At 42.3% G+C, this 15,360-nt stretch carries 11 protein-coding genes; 2 read left to right on the forward strand and 9 right to left on the reverse strand.

Features of this window, described 5'->3' with window-relative positions:
* Positions 1-3: 3 nt before the first annotated feature.
* Entirely contained in the window at positions 4-1,161 is a 1,158-nt protein-coding gene (locus tag ACM0OY_RS24620) for a sulfate ABC transporter substrate-binding protein (RefSeq protein WP_414571451.1), read from the reverse strand.
* Between the two features lie 430 nt (positions 1,162-1,591).
* Here ACM0OY_RS24620 and ACM0OY_RS24625 point away from each other — a divergent pair, with 430 nt between their 5' ends.
* Positions 1,592-2,131, forward strand: coding sequence for a phycobiliprotein lyase (locus tag ACM0OY_RS24625; protein WP_414571452.1), 540 nt, complete (start codon positions 1,592-1,594; stop codon positions 2,129-2,131).
* A gap of 136 nt (positions 2,132-2,267) precedes the next feature.
* Here ACM0OY_RS24625 and ACM0OY_RS24630 read toward each other — a convergent pair whose 3' ends face one another.
* The 7 genes from ACM0OY_RS24630 to purC form a co-directional block, all read right to left on the reverse strand.
* The gene (locus ACM0OY_RS24630; RefSeq protein ID WP_414571453.1) at positions 2,268-3,554 is read right to left on the reverse strand and encodes a DNA cytosine methyltransferase; all 1,287 of its coding nucleotides are present in this window, start codon (positions 3,552-3,554) and stop codon (positions 2,268-2,270) included.
* A gap of 164 nt (positions 3,555-3,718) precedes the next feature.
* The gene (gene lpxB, locus ACM0OY_RS24635) at positions 3,719-4,888 is read right to left on the reverse strand and encodes a lipid-A-disaccharide synthase (protein ID WP_414571454.1); all 1,170 of its coding nucleotides are present in this window, start codon (positions 4,886-4,888) and stop codon (positions 3,719-3,721) included.
* 144 nt (positions 4,889-5,032) lie between these two features.
* A complete protein-coding gene (gene lpxA / locus ACM0OY_RS24640; protein WP_190959468.1) occupies positions 5,033-5,851 on the reverse strand; it encodes an acyl-ACP--UDP-N-acetylglucosamine O-acyltransferase in 819 nt (272 codons plus the stop codon).
* A gap of 288 nt (positions 5,852-6,139) precedes the next feature.
* Positions 6,140-6,670, reverse strand: a complete 531-nt coding sequence (fabZ, locus tag ACM0OY_RS24645; protein WP_414571455.1) for a 3-hydroxyacyl-ACP dehydratase FabZ — start codon at positions 6,668-6,670, stop codon at positions 6,140-6,142.
* A 177-nt stretch (positions 6,671-6,847) separates the two neighbouring features.
* Positions 6,848-7,738 (reverse strand): UDP-3-O-acyl-N-acetylglucosamine deacetylase, encoded by an 891-nt coding sequence (gene lpxC, locus ACM0OY_RS24650; RefSeq protein WP_414571456.1) that lies wholly within the window; start codon positions 7,736-7,738, stop codon positions 6,848-6,850.
* Positions 7,739-7,924: 186 nt separating this feature from the next.
* Positions 7,925-10,432: a BamA/TamA family outer membrane protein gene (locus ACM0OY_RS24655; protein WP_414571457.1), complete on the reverse strand. Its 2,508-nt coding sequence runs from the start codon at positions 10,430-10,432 to the stop codon at positions 7,925-7,927.
* Between the two features lie 238 nt (positions 10,433-10,670).
* On the reverse strand, positions 10,671-11,408 hold the full coding sequence (gene purC / locus ACM0OY_RS24660; RefSeq protein WP_414571480.1) for a phosphoribosylaminoimidazolesuccinocarboxamide synthase: 738 nt from the start codon (positions 11,406-11,408) through the stop codon (positions 10,671-10,673).
* An 839-nt stretch (positions 11,409-12,247) separates the two neighbouring features.
* Between purC and ACM0OY_RS24665 the strand changes: the two genes are divergently transcribed.
* Positions 12,248-12,523 carry a hypothetical protein gene (locus ACM0OY_RS24665; protein ID WP_414571458.1) on the forward strand — a complete coding sequence of 92 codons (276 nt, stop codon included), beginning with the start codon at positions 12,248-12,250 and terminating at the stop codon, positions 12,521-12,523.
* A gap of 82 nt (positions 12,524-12,605) precedes the next feature.
* Here ACM0OY_RS24665 and ACM0OY_RS24670 read toward each other — a convergent pair whose 3' ends face one another.
* Positions 12,606-15,224, reverse strand: coding sequence for a GAF domain-containing protein (locus ACM0OY_RS24670; RefSeq protein WP_414571459.1), 2,619 nt, complete (start codon positions 15,222-15,224; stop codon positions 12,606-12,608).
* Positions 15,225-15,360: the final 136 nt, after the last annotated feature.

Consider the following 15,360-nt stretch of genomic DNA (forward strand, 5'->3'; position numbering starts at 1 on the left):
GACTTATGCTTTTTTGCCAGCTTGAACTTTGTCAAAAATCGTCCCATCTACAAAAAACTTTTTCTCGATATTATCCCAACCACCTAAATCTTGAGATGTGAATAATGTATCTACTTGTGGATATTGAGATAATACTTCTTGGGCAACAGTGGGGTTAACAGGACGATATTGTAATTTAGCAAATTCTCGTTGAGCTTCTGCTGAGTAAAGATAATCAACAAATGCTTGTGCAACTTTTCTTGTGCCGTGTTTATCAACGTTTTTATCAACTACAGCTACAGGGTTATCAATAGAAATATTGATTTTTGGTACAACATAAGGCAGTTTTGTGCCAGTTTTCTCTGCCAAAATTACTTCATTCTCGTAGGTAATTAAGACATCTCCCTGACCTTTTTGGAAAAATAAATCGCTAGCCTCACGAGCATCTTTTGTCAGCGCAGGGGTATTTTTATAGACTTTGGTGACATAATCTAATGCTGTTGTTTCGTCACCTCCTGCTTGAGTCACCGAACCCCACAAAGCTAAGAATTCCCAAATAGCAATACCAGAGGTTTTTGGGTTAGCCGCAATCAATGTCACGCCTTCTTTTGCTAAGTCTTGCCATGTATAGATGTTTTTCGGATTACCTTCGCGGGTGACAATAGTAGCAACTGATCTACTAACAATACCATTTCTGGGAGATTTGATTTCCCAACCTGATTTAATTAAACCTGCTTGCTGAATTTTATTTACATCCAGGGGAAGTGCCAAATGTACTATATCTGCTTCTTGTGAACCGTCAATGATAGCAGCAGTTTGAGCACCAGAACCCCCATAACTTTGCTCAAATGTGACGTTTTGGTTGTGTTCTTGCTTCCACTTTTCTACAAATTTAGGAATTATCCGATTGTGAGCTGCTTTAGTAACAGAAAAGGAAACCAGCCTCAGCTTTACATCAGCCTTTGTAGCTGAGCTGCTTTCAGAGCAGGAGGCAACTAACATACTTAAAACAGCACCTATGAGCAACAAACTCATGAAGCTTTGGATACTACGTCCATTGAACCAATTTCTAATTCGGCGTTGGTACCAAAATTCCATAACTTCCAAAGCTTTCTTGCGATAAATCTGCATTGCCTGAGTTAGGTATTTACCCACTTGTGTCTGTTGTTGCAACTCGCTCATTTGAATTCACCCCTAAATCTACGGTATTTCTAGCCAGATACCGTAATTATGAGAATTATAGAGTATATAGAACAAAAATTCTCATAGAGCTTCAAATTTTTTTACTACATCTGTTTTCAGGTAAATGACGATATTACAACAGTCTGACTCTGAGGAAAATTGTAATAAATAATACATTTTATACAAGCAATTAATATCTAAATTTGAAAACTATAGCCTTTTGTTTAAGTATTAATTCGGTTATTAACTTAGAACTAAGTAGTTATTATATCAATAAGCAGAGTGTTAATTTAGCAAATACTGGTTTACCTAATTTCCTATTCACAGTAGGTTCCTATCCTCGCAGATATTCCTTTAGGGAATACTCGATTTTTTGACGATCCTTGTATTCAAAATAAGTTCCCCAGAGAAGATAGATACAATACTAGTAATGAATCAAAACAACAAGATAGCATCTCAAGAACAAGAATCATTAATTAAAAATTTTCTGCAAGAATCCAATGGCGATTGGTGTTCTCAGCGACGCTACTATGCACTACCAAATGGCAAAATTAGGGAAATAACAAAAACAGTAACTATGCGCTTTCTAGATCGAGGAACCCCTGAATTAATTGATTTAGCAAAACTGCATGAATTGGATGAAAGTGATGAATTGACTTGTGGTTCCTACGTCGAATGGAACACAGTAGATGCAGAAACAGGTGAGCAAGGTTCTAGACGTTGGACAGTATTAGGTAGCTTAGGAACAACTATGTATTTTGGTCGCAATTTTCCTGTGCCTAAGTTAGTTATAGCTGAATACTACTTTCGAGATCCCAAAACAATATACTTGTGGACAGAAGAAAATGGCGCTCTTTTTGAAGAAGAATTAAAAATAATTGGCAAGAAATATCGCACCCGGCAAACTGTCATTTCCCGTGGGGGTGAACAGCAAATGATTGCTCAGTATCTAGAAAAAATTATTCAATAAATTATACTATTTTTAATTTGAAAATTAAGTTAAGGATTCAGAAGTCAAGAACGGAGCTTCTCAAGCTCCGCCTCCAGTGAGAATTCAAAATGATTAGAAAATCAAGGGTATTGGCTCTCAAAAAAGTGAAACGATGTTAGAGTAGACTCAGCGATCGCTCAAATAATTTTTCTCTAGTCAACTGCCAATAATTTGCAGCTTGTTTCATATTCATTGATAAAAGTTTTGGATCTCCCAAATCCAAAACACTTTCAGGAGTAGTTGGAATAATTCCCAAACATTTGATAATTTCTGTAGCAATTGCTCTTGCTAATGGCGGCGGAACTGCATTCCCTACTTGCCTTGCACCATGCCATTTAGTAATATGAAAACGAAACCAATCGGGAAAGCCATGTAATCGTGCCATTTCCCGTACCGTAATGCAACGAGGCTGACTATAATGAATAGGTCTTGGAGAAGTATGTGCGCCATGAGCCGCATCAGTTCCTGCTCTTAAAGTGTTGGCGATGCCATTTTCTGCAAGTTTGAAGAAGTGAGAAATAGGTTCTTTTTTTCCCTGTTCTGTGACTTGAAATCTAGCGCGTGAAATCTGCGAATGATTAGTTCTCATGCTAGAAGTCAAAACAGACGAATTCCAATTTCTTCTATAGCCAAAATGCCAGCTGCTAGCATCTAAACATCTCATCTCTCGTGCATAGTTGCTGGGATTACTCCATTTTTCCGTCTCTACTGAATCACTGTATAATAACTCTTCAAATTCTTCTGCTTCTGGTAAATCTCCAAGGGCATCCCAACAAGAAGGAGTACGAGGTAATATAGGGTTGGCTAACGTTTCATAAAGTGGTTTAGTAGATCCGGTAGGATACTCAGGCAAGACAAAACCTTTTTTTGCACCGATAATAAATAATCTTTCTCGCTTTTGTGGTACTCCATAATCAGCAGCATTCAAAACTCTCCACGGTAAACGGACTTGATAGCCATTTTCGCTGAAAGTTTCAATTAGTTCAGATAGAAAATATTTATGTTTTCCAGCTGTCAAACCTTTAACATTCTCAAAAACAAAATAAGAAGGTTCTAATTCTAAGACAATTCTGATAAAATCTTTGACTAAAAAATTTCTGGGATCGTCTAATGCTCTACGGCCTATATAGGAGTAACCTTGACAGGGACTCCCAGAGATTATAGTTTCAATATTTTGGTTGCCAATTCCAGTTCTTTCCCGAATCTCTTTCCCGGATAATTCAGTTATCGAACAAGGTAATACAACGCAATGGGGGAAATTAAATTTATGAATGACTGCATGAACTGGATCGATTTCAACAGCAGCTTTCACATCAAAACCAGCTTGTTCAAATCCTAAACTTAGCCCTCCTGCACCAGCAAACAAATCTATTACTATTGGTCTTTTTGGCTGCTCTTTCATTTTTTTGTTGATGAGTTAGCAGAAGTTTCCTGGGTATTGGGAGTGCTGAGTAGAGACGGCGATTAATTAGTAGAGACGCGATTAATCGCGTCTCTACAAGAGTTAGGAGTTAAGAATTATTATTCTCCTTTGTGTCTCTCGATCCCTCTGCTTCCTCATTTTCTTTACTCCCCACTCGCCGGTAACATTGCCAAAATTTCTTGAGCAGCCCGATCGCACACGCCAATTTCTCCCAAATTACGCTGCATTTCTTGATAATCTGCCAAAGTTTGCTGTCTGCGAACTGGATTGATTAGCAATTCCATCGCTGCTTGAATAATATTCTCTGGTGTGGCTTCCTCTTGCAAAAATTCTGGCACAATCGGCTTCATCACTACCAAATTAGGTGGCGATGCAAAAGTTATAGAACCTTTGAGGAATTTACGAGCTATCCAAGCAGTCATGGGATTTAGGCGATAAATTACAACTTGCGGCACGTTTAACAAGGCAAGTTCTAAGTTGACAGTACCAGATTTGCTAATGGCTAAATCAGCAGCAGCAAAAACTTCCTTTTGTTGACCTGATAGAACTGTAGCCCGCAAATCGTAACGCTCAATTGCTTCCTCAATTGGCTGCCTGTAGATTTCTAGAGACAGGGGAATCCAAAAATGAACTTCGGGTAATTTAGCTTGAATAGTTTGGGCAGCTTGAAAAATGATTGGTAAAAGATATTTTAATTCTTGGCGACGAGAGGCGGGGAGTAGAGCGATCGCAATTTGTTCTGGCGCAATCCCCAGTGTTGCACGCGCCGCTTCCCGGCTGGGAGCATCTTGCATCCGATCAACTAAAGGATGCCCCACCCAACTAACTTCTGCTCCTTGCTGACGATAGTAACGGGCTTCTTCTGGAAAAATGGCCAATAATTTGTCTGTGAAACCGACAAGTCTGCTAGTGTTACGCAAATTCAATGACCAAGCCCATTCTTGGGGAGCAATGTAGTACACCACAGGCACGTGTGGTAAATTTTGTTGCATAAAAGTACCAATCCCCAGATTTGGACTCATATAGTCAATTAGAACTACCAAGTCTGGTGGATTTTGTTTTAAGTAAGCGATCGCCCGTCGTTGCACTTGGAGAGTCGGCAAAACATAAGGCAGCCCTTCCAGAATACCCATTGAGCCAATACTACTAGTATTGCCCAGTAGAGTTGCCCCAGCCTCCGACATTTTTTCGCCACCCAGGGCCAAAATCTCCAATTCCAACCCCATCGCCATAGCTTGACGCTTGAGTGCTGTAATTAGCAGCGACCCTTGCAAATCGCCAGATACTTCGCCAGTGCTGATAAATATCCGCATTTGATAATTCAACTTAGGAGTTAAAAGTTCAGAGTGAGGAATTAAAAGTGAGGAGTTAGCAGTTAAAAAATTTAATTGATCGACTCATAACTTCCAACTCCTAACTCATGTAGAGAGACGCGATTAATCGCGTCTCTACCTAACTCACGATTCATCACTTGCGCCTTTTTTCGCCTTCCCTGGAATCAAGCCACGTCTTCCTGGCATTTGAGAAAGTAGCAGGAAGCGCCTCAGATGCTGCAACTCTTCAGTATCCCCTAACAATTCCAGTTGTTCCAAGGCATCCTTGAAGGACAAATCAGATCGGTAGAGAATGCGGAAGGCTTTTTTCAGCATTTGTAAATCTGCTGCGTCCATACCAGACCGTTTGAGTCCCACAAGGTTGAGGGTTCGTACTCGCGCCGGATTTCCCTCTACCAACATATATGGAGCTACATCCCGGTCAATACGTGCCATACCGCCTACCATTGCTTGTCTGCCAATATGCACAAACTGATGGACGCCTAAAACCCCACTCAGCCTTGCACGCGACTCTATATGTACATGACCTGCCAACGCCACAGAGTTGGCAATCACTACCTGGTCTTCAATAACGCAGTTATGAGCCACATGGACATAAGCCATGAGCAGGTTACCATCACCAATCACTGTCGCTTCACCAGCCCCAGTGGCACGATTAATGGTCACGTACTCACGAATCAAGTTGTTATCACCAATTTTGACCCAGGTTGGTTCTCCCACAAACTTGAGATCCTGGGGTTCCATGCCGATGGCTGCTCCTGTAAAAATTTGATTTCCCGCCCCAATTTCACAAGGTCCCTCTAGCACCACATGAGCGCCAATAATTGTTTCAGGGCCGACTTTGACATGCGCTCCAATCACAGCATAGGCACCGACTTGCACTGTATGGTGGAGTTCCGATTTGGGATGAACTACAGCAGTTGGATGAATAAGCGTTTTCAAGGGTGAATCTCCAGAACTGTCTTAAATAAGCCAGCGCGAACGGGGGTTTCTCAGGTAGCGCCTTGCTCTAGTTACAGAGTTGTAGCGACTGCCATTCCATTGAGGCGACTGGCGTTGCTGAGCATGAGTATTTCAGTGAACGAAAGTGTCGGGCAAGCAAGTTGAGTGTGAGAGAGGCGAAAATCAAGAAATTATAAGATGCTGTTGTGGATTTTTTTTTTAACTGTTATCCTTGTCAGGATTCAGTAGGGCAGTTCACGGCTATGCCCGTACCACGAAAGCAAACTTTTAGTTAACTAAAGAAAACATCAATTCACCTTCACAAGCGAGTTGACCATCAACTTCGGCAATACCTTGCATTTTACCGAAACGACGTTGTTTTACCCATAACAGTTCCACCGTCATTACTAGTTGATCTCCCGGTATGACTTGCCGACGAAAGCGGACTTTATCGATACCAGCGAAAACGAACAGTCCACCTTCAACCTGAGACATTTGAGTTAAGACAATGCCCCCGACTTGTGCCATTGCTTCGACAATTAGCACTCCTGGCATCAGTGGTCGTCCCGGAAAATGACCTTGGAAACAGGGTTCGTTAACTGTGACATTTTTAATGCCAACAGCTTTTTTATCTGGGGTGTAGTCAATGATTTTGTCTATAAGTAAAAATGGGTAGCGGTGGGGTAGCAGTTGCTGAATTTCTTCAGGTGTGAAAGTTGTTTTAATCTCAGATGTGATTGTAGTCTCATTTGTGCCCTGTTTTTCGGTAGATACAGGTGTAGTGCGATCGCTGCTATTCACTTGAGTAAGGGTTGACATTAGCTGTGTAGTTAATTTGTAATCTGGTAATGTTAGTAGGCGTACATTGAAACCCTTATTAATCTAGGATTTTCAGCATTCAGACTCCAATCCAAAATCTGTCTTGAAAAGTGACGCTCCTACGTCGCTAACGCTGCGCTAACAGAGCGCCGGAAGCCGAGGCTCCGACGCCACTTGCTACAACGGGGGGAACCCCGCAACGCAGTGGCTCGACTTTTCGCAAAATCCCAAATCTAAAATTTTCTTAGCCAGTTGAATGTGTAAATTGTGGCTGGCTTTATACGCTAAGAAATGAGCAACAGGAAAATTTCCTAGTAAACTTAAATCTCCTACTAAATCCAAGATTTTATGACGGACTGGCTCATTTGCAAATCTTAATGGTGGATTTAACCAACCTTCAGGGCCACAAACCAGTGCATTATCCAAACTACCACCTTTAATTAACCCTGTTTTTTGTAAGTGTTCAATTTGATGCAATAACCCAAAAGTACGAGCAGGAGCAATTTCCGTAGCAAAGCTAGCAGAAGCATCTCCTGGTTCAGCCGCTAGTGACCAACTATGCCATTGGTTACCAATGGCAGACAGGTCAAAATCGATACCGTAACTAAAACGGGTTTCGGATGCCGGGAGGGCGCATACAAAGGCATCTTCTTGATAAACCCATATTGGTTCTTTAATAGCCAAGGGTTCACGGTTATCAATCATTTGTGATACCAAGCCAACTTGGGCGATGTTAGCTGCCCACACATTTGCCGAACCATCCAAAAGTGGCACTTCTGACCCATCAATTTCAATGCGGGCGTTATCTACACCCATAGCCGAAAGCGCTGCTAACAAATGTTCTACTGTGCGAACATATACCTCTCCTTTCCCCAATTGAGTTGAGAGAACAGTGTGATTAACTGCCGCAACTTGGGCTGGAATTATTGGCATATCCGGTAAATCTACCCTAACAAAGTAGCGTCCACTACTATCCTGGGTTGGTAGTATCCGCACTTGTGTAGTCACACCGCTATGCAGTCCCACTCCAGTTTGGGTGATTGGGGCTGCTAGAGTGTGCTGTTGCATAGCCGAAAAGTCAATATATTTCGTTGAGTATCGTTCATAGTTAGTCTGTTTTGGTAAAACCCCTGATATTTGCTCACAAATGTCGTTAATCCCTTTATCGGAACAGTATTGAGGCAAACGTCAAAATTAGCAAGCTAATCTCAAAAGAGAATTCTCATTAGTCATTTGTTATTCACCAATGCCCAATTAGAACCTTTCGCCAATACCGAAATTAATGCGGCTATCACCGTCATCGTTGAGACCGTAGTCGATACGAATTGGTCCTAAGGGAGACTGGACACGAACGCCGACGCCATAACCGTAACCAGTACCGTTTTTGTTTAGTATTTCAGCCGGTCTGGTAGTAGTTCCCAAGTCACTACCGATATCAAAAAATAGTGCGCCACTAACTACTGAAAAAACTGGAAACCGATACTCAACCGATGCTTGCACATAACTGCGTCCACTGCTTAATGCTCCTTCTTCGTAACCCCGAACCGAGTTACTACCGCCAATGGTAAAGGCTTCGTAGGGGGGCAAGTCGCCAAGGACAGTTCCTGCTTGCAGGTTAAATGCTAGGGTTTGTGCGCCTTTGCTGAGGCGAATTAATTGTACGGGGAAATATTGACTGTAGCTACCGCGTAATCTGGTAAGTAAAATATTACCTTGTCCTATGGGTACTGACTGATCGATCCCGAAGCGGAGATAAGAACCGCTAGTGGGTTGGAGGGGATTATTACGGAGATCGCGCTGTGCCCCTAGTTGTAAGAGTAATAAATCGTCTTGACCTGTACCAGAGAAGCTGAGTGGAACTTCTTCTGGACTGATGCGATTACCATTATCGTCAAATAATGCTCCTGTTGTTCTGCGGTTGCCATCAGCATCATCAGTGGTAACTCGTTGATACTGTAAACCAGCTGAGGCAGTCCAAACTGAACTTTTGTAAGGATTGGAGGATAGGGGACGGGTAAAAGTTACACCACCACCTAGACGAACAACACGGGGGCGATCTTGAGCCTCTGTATCTGTGGGATTATCTGGATTAAAAGTTCTAATCTCCTGATCTTGACCATCAAAAATCAGCGAAATGGAACTACGGCGAAAGAGATTAGTTGTGTAGGAAGTCCGGTAAGGATCTCCGGCAATCCAGGGATCGGTAAACCGCAGGTCAAACAGCAGTTCCCTTTCTCCCACCTGTACCTCTGCTCCTAGTTTTTGGTTTCTACCGTTCAGGTTTTGCTGTTGATAGCTAACTGTACCAAAAAGTCCGCTAGCAGAACTAATCCCTGCCCCAGCGGCAATCGAACCGCTGCTACGTTCAGCCACATTCACTACTACATCTACCTTGCTGGGGTCAGTACCAGGGTCAAGAGAGACATTCACATCCTCAAACAGTCCTAGTCCATACACGCGCTGTAGGTCTCTTTGGACTGTGTTGCGGTTGAATACCTGTCCTGGCTTTAATTCTACTTCTCGTGTAATGATGTATTCTTGCGTGCGTCCTCGAATTGGCTGTCCTTTTTCGTCTGTTTCCTGACCATCTTTATTGCGGAACCGGACTCGGATGTTTTCCACTACCCCTTCTGCTACTTGTAAGGTAACAACTCCATTTTGAGAGACTTGGGGCGCTCCAATGACGTTGGCTAGTACGTAACCTTGGTCTTGATACCGCTTGTTTAATTGTTTGATTCCTTCCTGCAAGTCACGCAGGTTCAGTATTTTACCATACTGTTCGCGAAATACTTCATCCACAGTGTTAGATGGTAGTACTGAGGGAACACCAGTGCCAGGATTGGCTTCCACTTGTACCTTACTCAAAACGGGGTTGGGCTGTACAACAAAGCTCACCCGTACTCCCAACGGGGTGTCTTCTGGTGCTGCTTGGACGTTGGAAAAGAAGCCAGTACCAAAGATGGCGTTAATATCTTCTTGCAATTGGCTGCGGGTTGTGGTTCGTCCTGGTTGGGTACGAATGACTCTGTAAACTTGTTCTTCCAGTTCTGGTGCTAGTTGCCCAGTTTGCGATCGCACGAGTACTTCCGAGACGAGTACGCGGGGATCGGTAGCTTCTGGGGCTGCACCAGGTTGTGTGTTTTCCGGAGTAGTGCCTGGGGCTGGGGCTGCGCCAGGTTGTGTATTTTGCGGAGTAGTACTTGGGGCTGGGGCTGGTGTTCGTTGTTGACTATCTGGAAGTGGAATGTCGGGAGTGGAAGATGGCTGTTGAGTATCTTCGGGAGTTGTGGGTAATACAGGTTCTGTTGCAGGGGGATCGAAATTGCCTGGGACTGGAGTAGTCTCAGGAGTTGGCGAAGGCGTTGGTTGTTGAATATCTGGGGGTGGAATGTCTGGAGCCGGAGATGGCTGTTGAGCAATACTGGTATTAGTTTGAGGGATTTGTGCCTTTGTTGCTGTTGTGAAGGTTGGCACTATTACCTCTGGTATGGCGATTGCTTTTGTTTTTTTACCAGGGAAAACTGCCACAACGCGGGACTGGAGATGTTCCGCCTCTGCAACCTCTGTGACATTAAGTCGAGATTCTACATTATGACTAGAGTCAACCTGACCAGTATCTTTTTCTGGCTGTTGATTTGTTTCTAGTGTCAAAACTTCTGTTGTCTGTTTTGAACTGTCGGCGATTTGTGCATTTGCACTCGGTGAGCCGCCCAAAGGCACTGCAATTGCTACTGCTGTCAGCAATACGGGAGATAAACGCATTTTACTTATGATTCCTCTTCACAACCACACACACCATCACAAATTAGTCATTAGTTACTTGTACTGAGCTAAGCCCCGAAGTATTAGTCATTAGTCACTTGTACTGAGCGTACCCCTGCGGGGAAGCAAGCTACGCGTAGCGTCTCGTAGAGAAACTGAAGTATTGGTCATTAGTTTTTCACAAAAGACGAAGGACAAATGACGATCCACACGAGTTTAATAGATTTTTCCCAATTTTTTAATTATTACTATCTACTGCTTTTAGTACTCGCTGTAAAACCTCCTGGTAGGCATCCTCTACATTTCCTAAGTCTCGGCGGAAGCGGTCTTTGTCCATTACCCGGCGGTTTGAGTCTTGTTCTGCGGTATCCCACAAACGGCAGGTGTCGGGGCTAATTTCATCTGCCAAGAGCAACTGCTGTTGTGAGTCCAAACCAAATTCTAGTTTGAAGTCCACTAGGGTAATGCCGCACCGCTGCCAAAAGCCACTGAGAAAGTCGTTGATTTGCAATGCTAGATGTCTGATTGCATTCACTTGTTCCGGCGTGGCTAGTTCTAGCAGGTACAGGCGATCGCGTGTCAACAAAGGATCTCCTAATTGGTCGTTTTTGTAATAAAACTCTACCAAAGGCTGTTTCAGAATTGTACCCACTGGTAACCCTGTTTGCTGACACAGACTACCAGCAGCAATATTTCTAATCACTACTTCTAAAGGCAAAATCTTTACTGCTCTCACCCGCATCTGATTAGGGGTAGGGCTGTCGATAAAGTGAGTCTTTATACCATTTGCCTCTAACTGTTTAAAAAGCTGGCTGGAAATGCTGCAATTAATTTCTCCTTTTCCTTGAATACTGCCACGCTTTTGGGCGTTAAATGCTGTGGCATCATCCTTAAAATCAGCCAACAAGACTTCTGGATCGTCCGTTGTGTAAAGAATTTTCGCTTTGCCTTCGTATAGCTTGGAATTAACAGACATGGTGGCAGATAAAGTTGTAGGCGATGGACAATTTTTGTTTGTCCTTTGAGGCTTCACCATTTTATCTTTAGTTATTAACCATTAGCCATTCGGGGCTGGGGACTGGGCACTAAGCGCCGGAAACAGTGCTCTGCCAAGGCAGCTTTAGTGAGTTTAAAAGCACCAAAGATACGCTGAGAGCGAAACTTGGATTTTCGATTGAAGTAAAAATCTCTCTTGAAAAGCTTTGAGTTGAGGAAACCTCCGCTCAAATTTTTTGCAAAATCCAAAATCCAAAATTGATTGGTTCCTTTGTCCCTGGACTCAATCGTGGTCTATAAACGTGAAAATAGCTGTAAGACTTTGGTTTTTGGGTGAATAGTTAGTGGACAGGAGCTGATTACTGAAGATTCAGAACTTGATCTCTAACTTTTAACAGAAGACAATTGGGTTTAGTAAGTAGTAAGTTTTTCGTGTGTGACTTATTGATTTACAGTTTATTTGTAATTATTTTTGCAAAGAAAATTATTTTGAGTATTAGTATATATTAATACTTATACAATAAGGGTTTTTAGCGAAGTTTATTACAATCGGAATTTCTTAAATTAAGATGATATAAATTGACAATTGGAAAAAAATTAAATATTCTCTCTAGTCACTTGAGCAGGAGCTTTCTTTGTAAAATTTACCGTGAAAGTCTTTTAAGCTTTATCTTCTAGTTTCAATATCTGAATCGACCAATTCCCGCATCACCGGTTGGAAATGGAGTTCAATGATTCGGTTCCCCCAATCTAATGCAGAAAGAAGGGGGTAGCTAGTGATTCAGCTTCCAATATTCAAACAGAAGAGGAATTTAATAAATGGAGAGAAAAATAGTGAATAAAGATGATTTTATCTATCCTCGTGGTCGCTACTACGGTCAAGTAAAGCCAGAAAACTTGGTTTTTAATGCAAATCTACAGGAATTTGCTCAAAAAGTAAGCTATATTTGCAACTTAGAAACAGGTGGAAAAATGGCTCCAGATGAGGCTTACGACCAAATAAAGGATTTATGGAAGCAGTTGAAACGCTCAAAAAAAGAGCTGAGAATCGGTGAAGATCCATTTCAGGATGGCCAGGGAGAGGTTCAAGATTGACAAGTTAGTTAAGAGTCAACAGTCCAAAGTCCAACCCAGAAAAAGCATTTTTTGACTCTTAGTAACGCTTTAGCCTTCACGACTACTTAGCAATCATTGTCCAAACACCATCCCAAGATTCTGGAGGGGGCGTTTCTTGGTAATTACAAGCACGTTGTAGATGGATATTCACAGCTTGGTCTTTGGATTTGATGCGTTTAGCAGCTTCAAAACAAGCGATCGCTTGCGAGAAGTTACGTGATAAATAAGCTGAACGTCCAGTATGATAGTGAAATAAAAATTCTTGAGTGTTGGCATCTAAAGGAGTAGTGCGATCGCCAATTACCTCGTAGATATTTACAGCCTGGTGTTTCCCTTTGACTCGAATTTTATCTAACTGGCGCACCCAAATGCGATCGCTGCAAAGTTGATAAGTAAATTCACTTAAAAGAATATCACAACCATATTCCTTGGTTACTCCTTCCAAGCGCGAACTCAAATTTACGCCGTCGCCAATTACGGTGTAATCCATCCGCTTGCGAGAACCAATATTACCCGAAACGACCTCTCCAGAACTAATGCCAATACCAATACGGATTTCTGGCTGTGCTTGGACAATTCGTCGTTGGTTAAATTCCTCTAAGCGTTGTCGCATATCCAAGGCCGATTGTACAGCCCTCCAAGCATGATTTTCTGTAAGTGGTAGCGGCGCACCAAATACCGCCATTAAAGCATCACCAATAAATTTATCCAGAGTGCCTTCATAGTTAAAAACTGCCTCTACCATCGTTTCAAAATACTGATTTAGCAGCGATACCACTTCAGCTGCACCGAGATTTTCCGTAAGTGTTGTGTAGCCTCGGATATCAGAAAATAAGATGGTTACTTCTTTACGTTCACTTACCATTAAGCCATCTTCCCCCAAAGCCATAACTTGTTCGACTACATGGGGCGTCAGGTAGCGGGACATGGTAGTTTTCATGCGTTTTTCCTGACTGATGTCTTCCAATACCACCAAACCACCACGGACACCGCCTTCTGGGTTAGTTAGGGGATTAACGGTGAGATTGATACTGCGTTCTAATATTTGCACGCGATCGGATGTGAGAAACTGAGATTGGGGAGTCAGGGGTTGATTCCAGGGAATAAAAATATCGGGGTTGTGGCGATCGCGTACTGCTAAACTTAAGTACTGAGTTTTGAGTAGCGATTCCTGAGTGAAATTCAAAACTGGGGACGGGCTAAACGCCCCGTTATCGCTAACAGCACTCGTAACTTGATACAATCCCACAATCAAAATTTGCTCTGGTACGTAATGTTTAGCTCCAGTTTTTAAACTATCTTCTAACCGCATTTGCAGATTTTCAATCGGCACAACTTCCCAAACTCGGCGACCAATCAAATTTTGTTCCCACAAAAGCTTGTTGCTTTTGGTATTAGCATCTCCAATGGTACAACCCAATAATTCTAAAGCTGCATCATTAATTGTGACAATTTTTCCTGCCATATCTGTAGAAATTACAGCATCAGAAAGACTCTGCAAAATATCTTTTTGATACTGCTTTTCTAACAGCACATTTTCAAACAGTCGAGCATTTTCTAAAGCAATTCCCGCCTGGATATTAAAAGCCCGCATAAACTCTTCATCCGAGGCAGTAAAACTGCTTTGTTGCTTATTAATTAATTGGGTTACACCAATCAATTCATTTGCCGAATTAAAGACTGGTAAACACAAAATATTGCGAGTTACATACCCAGTTTTTCTATCTGTAGTTGGGTCAAAACGGGGGTCTTTGTAGGCATCGGGAATATTTAGAGCTTCACCAGTAGAAGCGACATACCCAGCAATACCACGGTTAGCGGGAATGCGAATTTCTATTAAATTTGTGCCATCTGCTGCCGCCACTTTCGTCCAGAGTTCGCTCATTTCTTTACGATATAAAAACAGCGTACTGCGGTCTGCTTGCATTAAAATTCGAGCTTGCTCCATGACTATTTGCAAAGTTGCTTCTAAATCCAAACTTTGCCCTAGTGTCTGAGTTGCCCGCAACAAAGCTGTTGCGCCTCTTTGATTGCGGGCGGCTACATAAAAAGATTGGCAGCTTTCCAGGATAATCCCAATAGAAGCAGCAAAATCTCGAAAACGTTCTTCATCATCATAATTAAATGGAATATTGCCAGTTTTATTAGCTAGTTGCACCACCGCCACGGTTTGGTTTTTGCTACTAATAACTGGCATACATAAAATATTATGAATTTTGTAGCCCATTTGTTTTTCTAATTCTGGGCTAAATAGCGGGTGAGTATAAGTTTCAGATATATTTAGATATTGACCCGTACTAGCAACATGACCGGGGATACCCACTGTAATGGGAGTACGAATTTCTAAGAACTTTTGAGAATTATCTTGGGGAACTTTTGACCAAAGTTGACCTTTGTCATGGTCAACTAAAAAAATAGCTGTGTTTTCTGCTTGCAGGATTTGGCCAATTTTGAGTGTAATTGCTTCTAGGACTTTCTCCAACATAGTTTCTAGAGCTTCATTATTAATTAGTTCAATGGCTCTGAGAAATTGCTGGAACTCAGCTGTTATAAAGTCGAGTAAGCAAACAAATTCATTAACAGATAAATCTTTAACGCGACGCAGTAGGGCGTGAGTACGATTAACTTGAGTTAGTTCAGTTAATGTAGCCAAGACGCTACCAGGGTTAGGAAGTGTCATGGAAATTTTAAATTTTAAATTTTAGATTTTAGATTTTGGGCATTGGGTATGGGGCATGGGGCATTGGAAGTGTGGGAGGTGTGGGAGGATGGGGAAGAAATCTTTCCCCCCATACTCCCTCATCCCCTCTACCCCT

The sequence above is a fragment of the Nostoc sp. CCY 9925 genome (assembly GCF_963920935.1).
In the GTDB taxonomy this organism is placed as follows: Bacteria; Cyanobacteriota; Cyanobacteriia; order Cyanobacteriales; family Nostocaceae; genus Nostoc.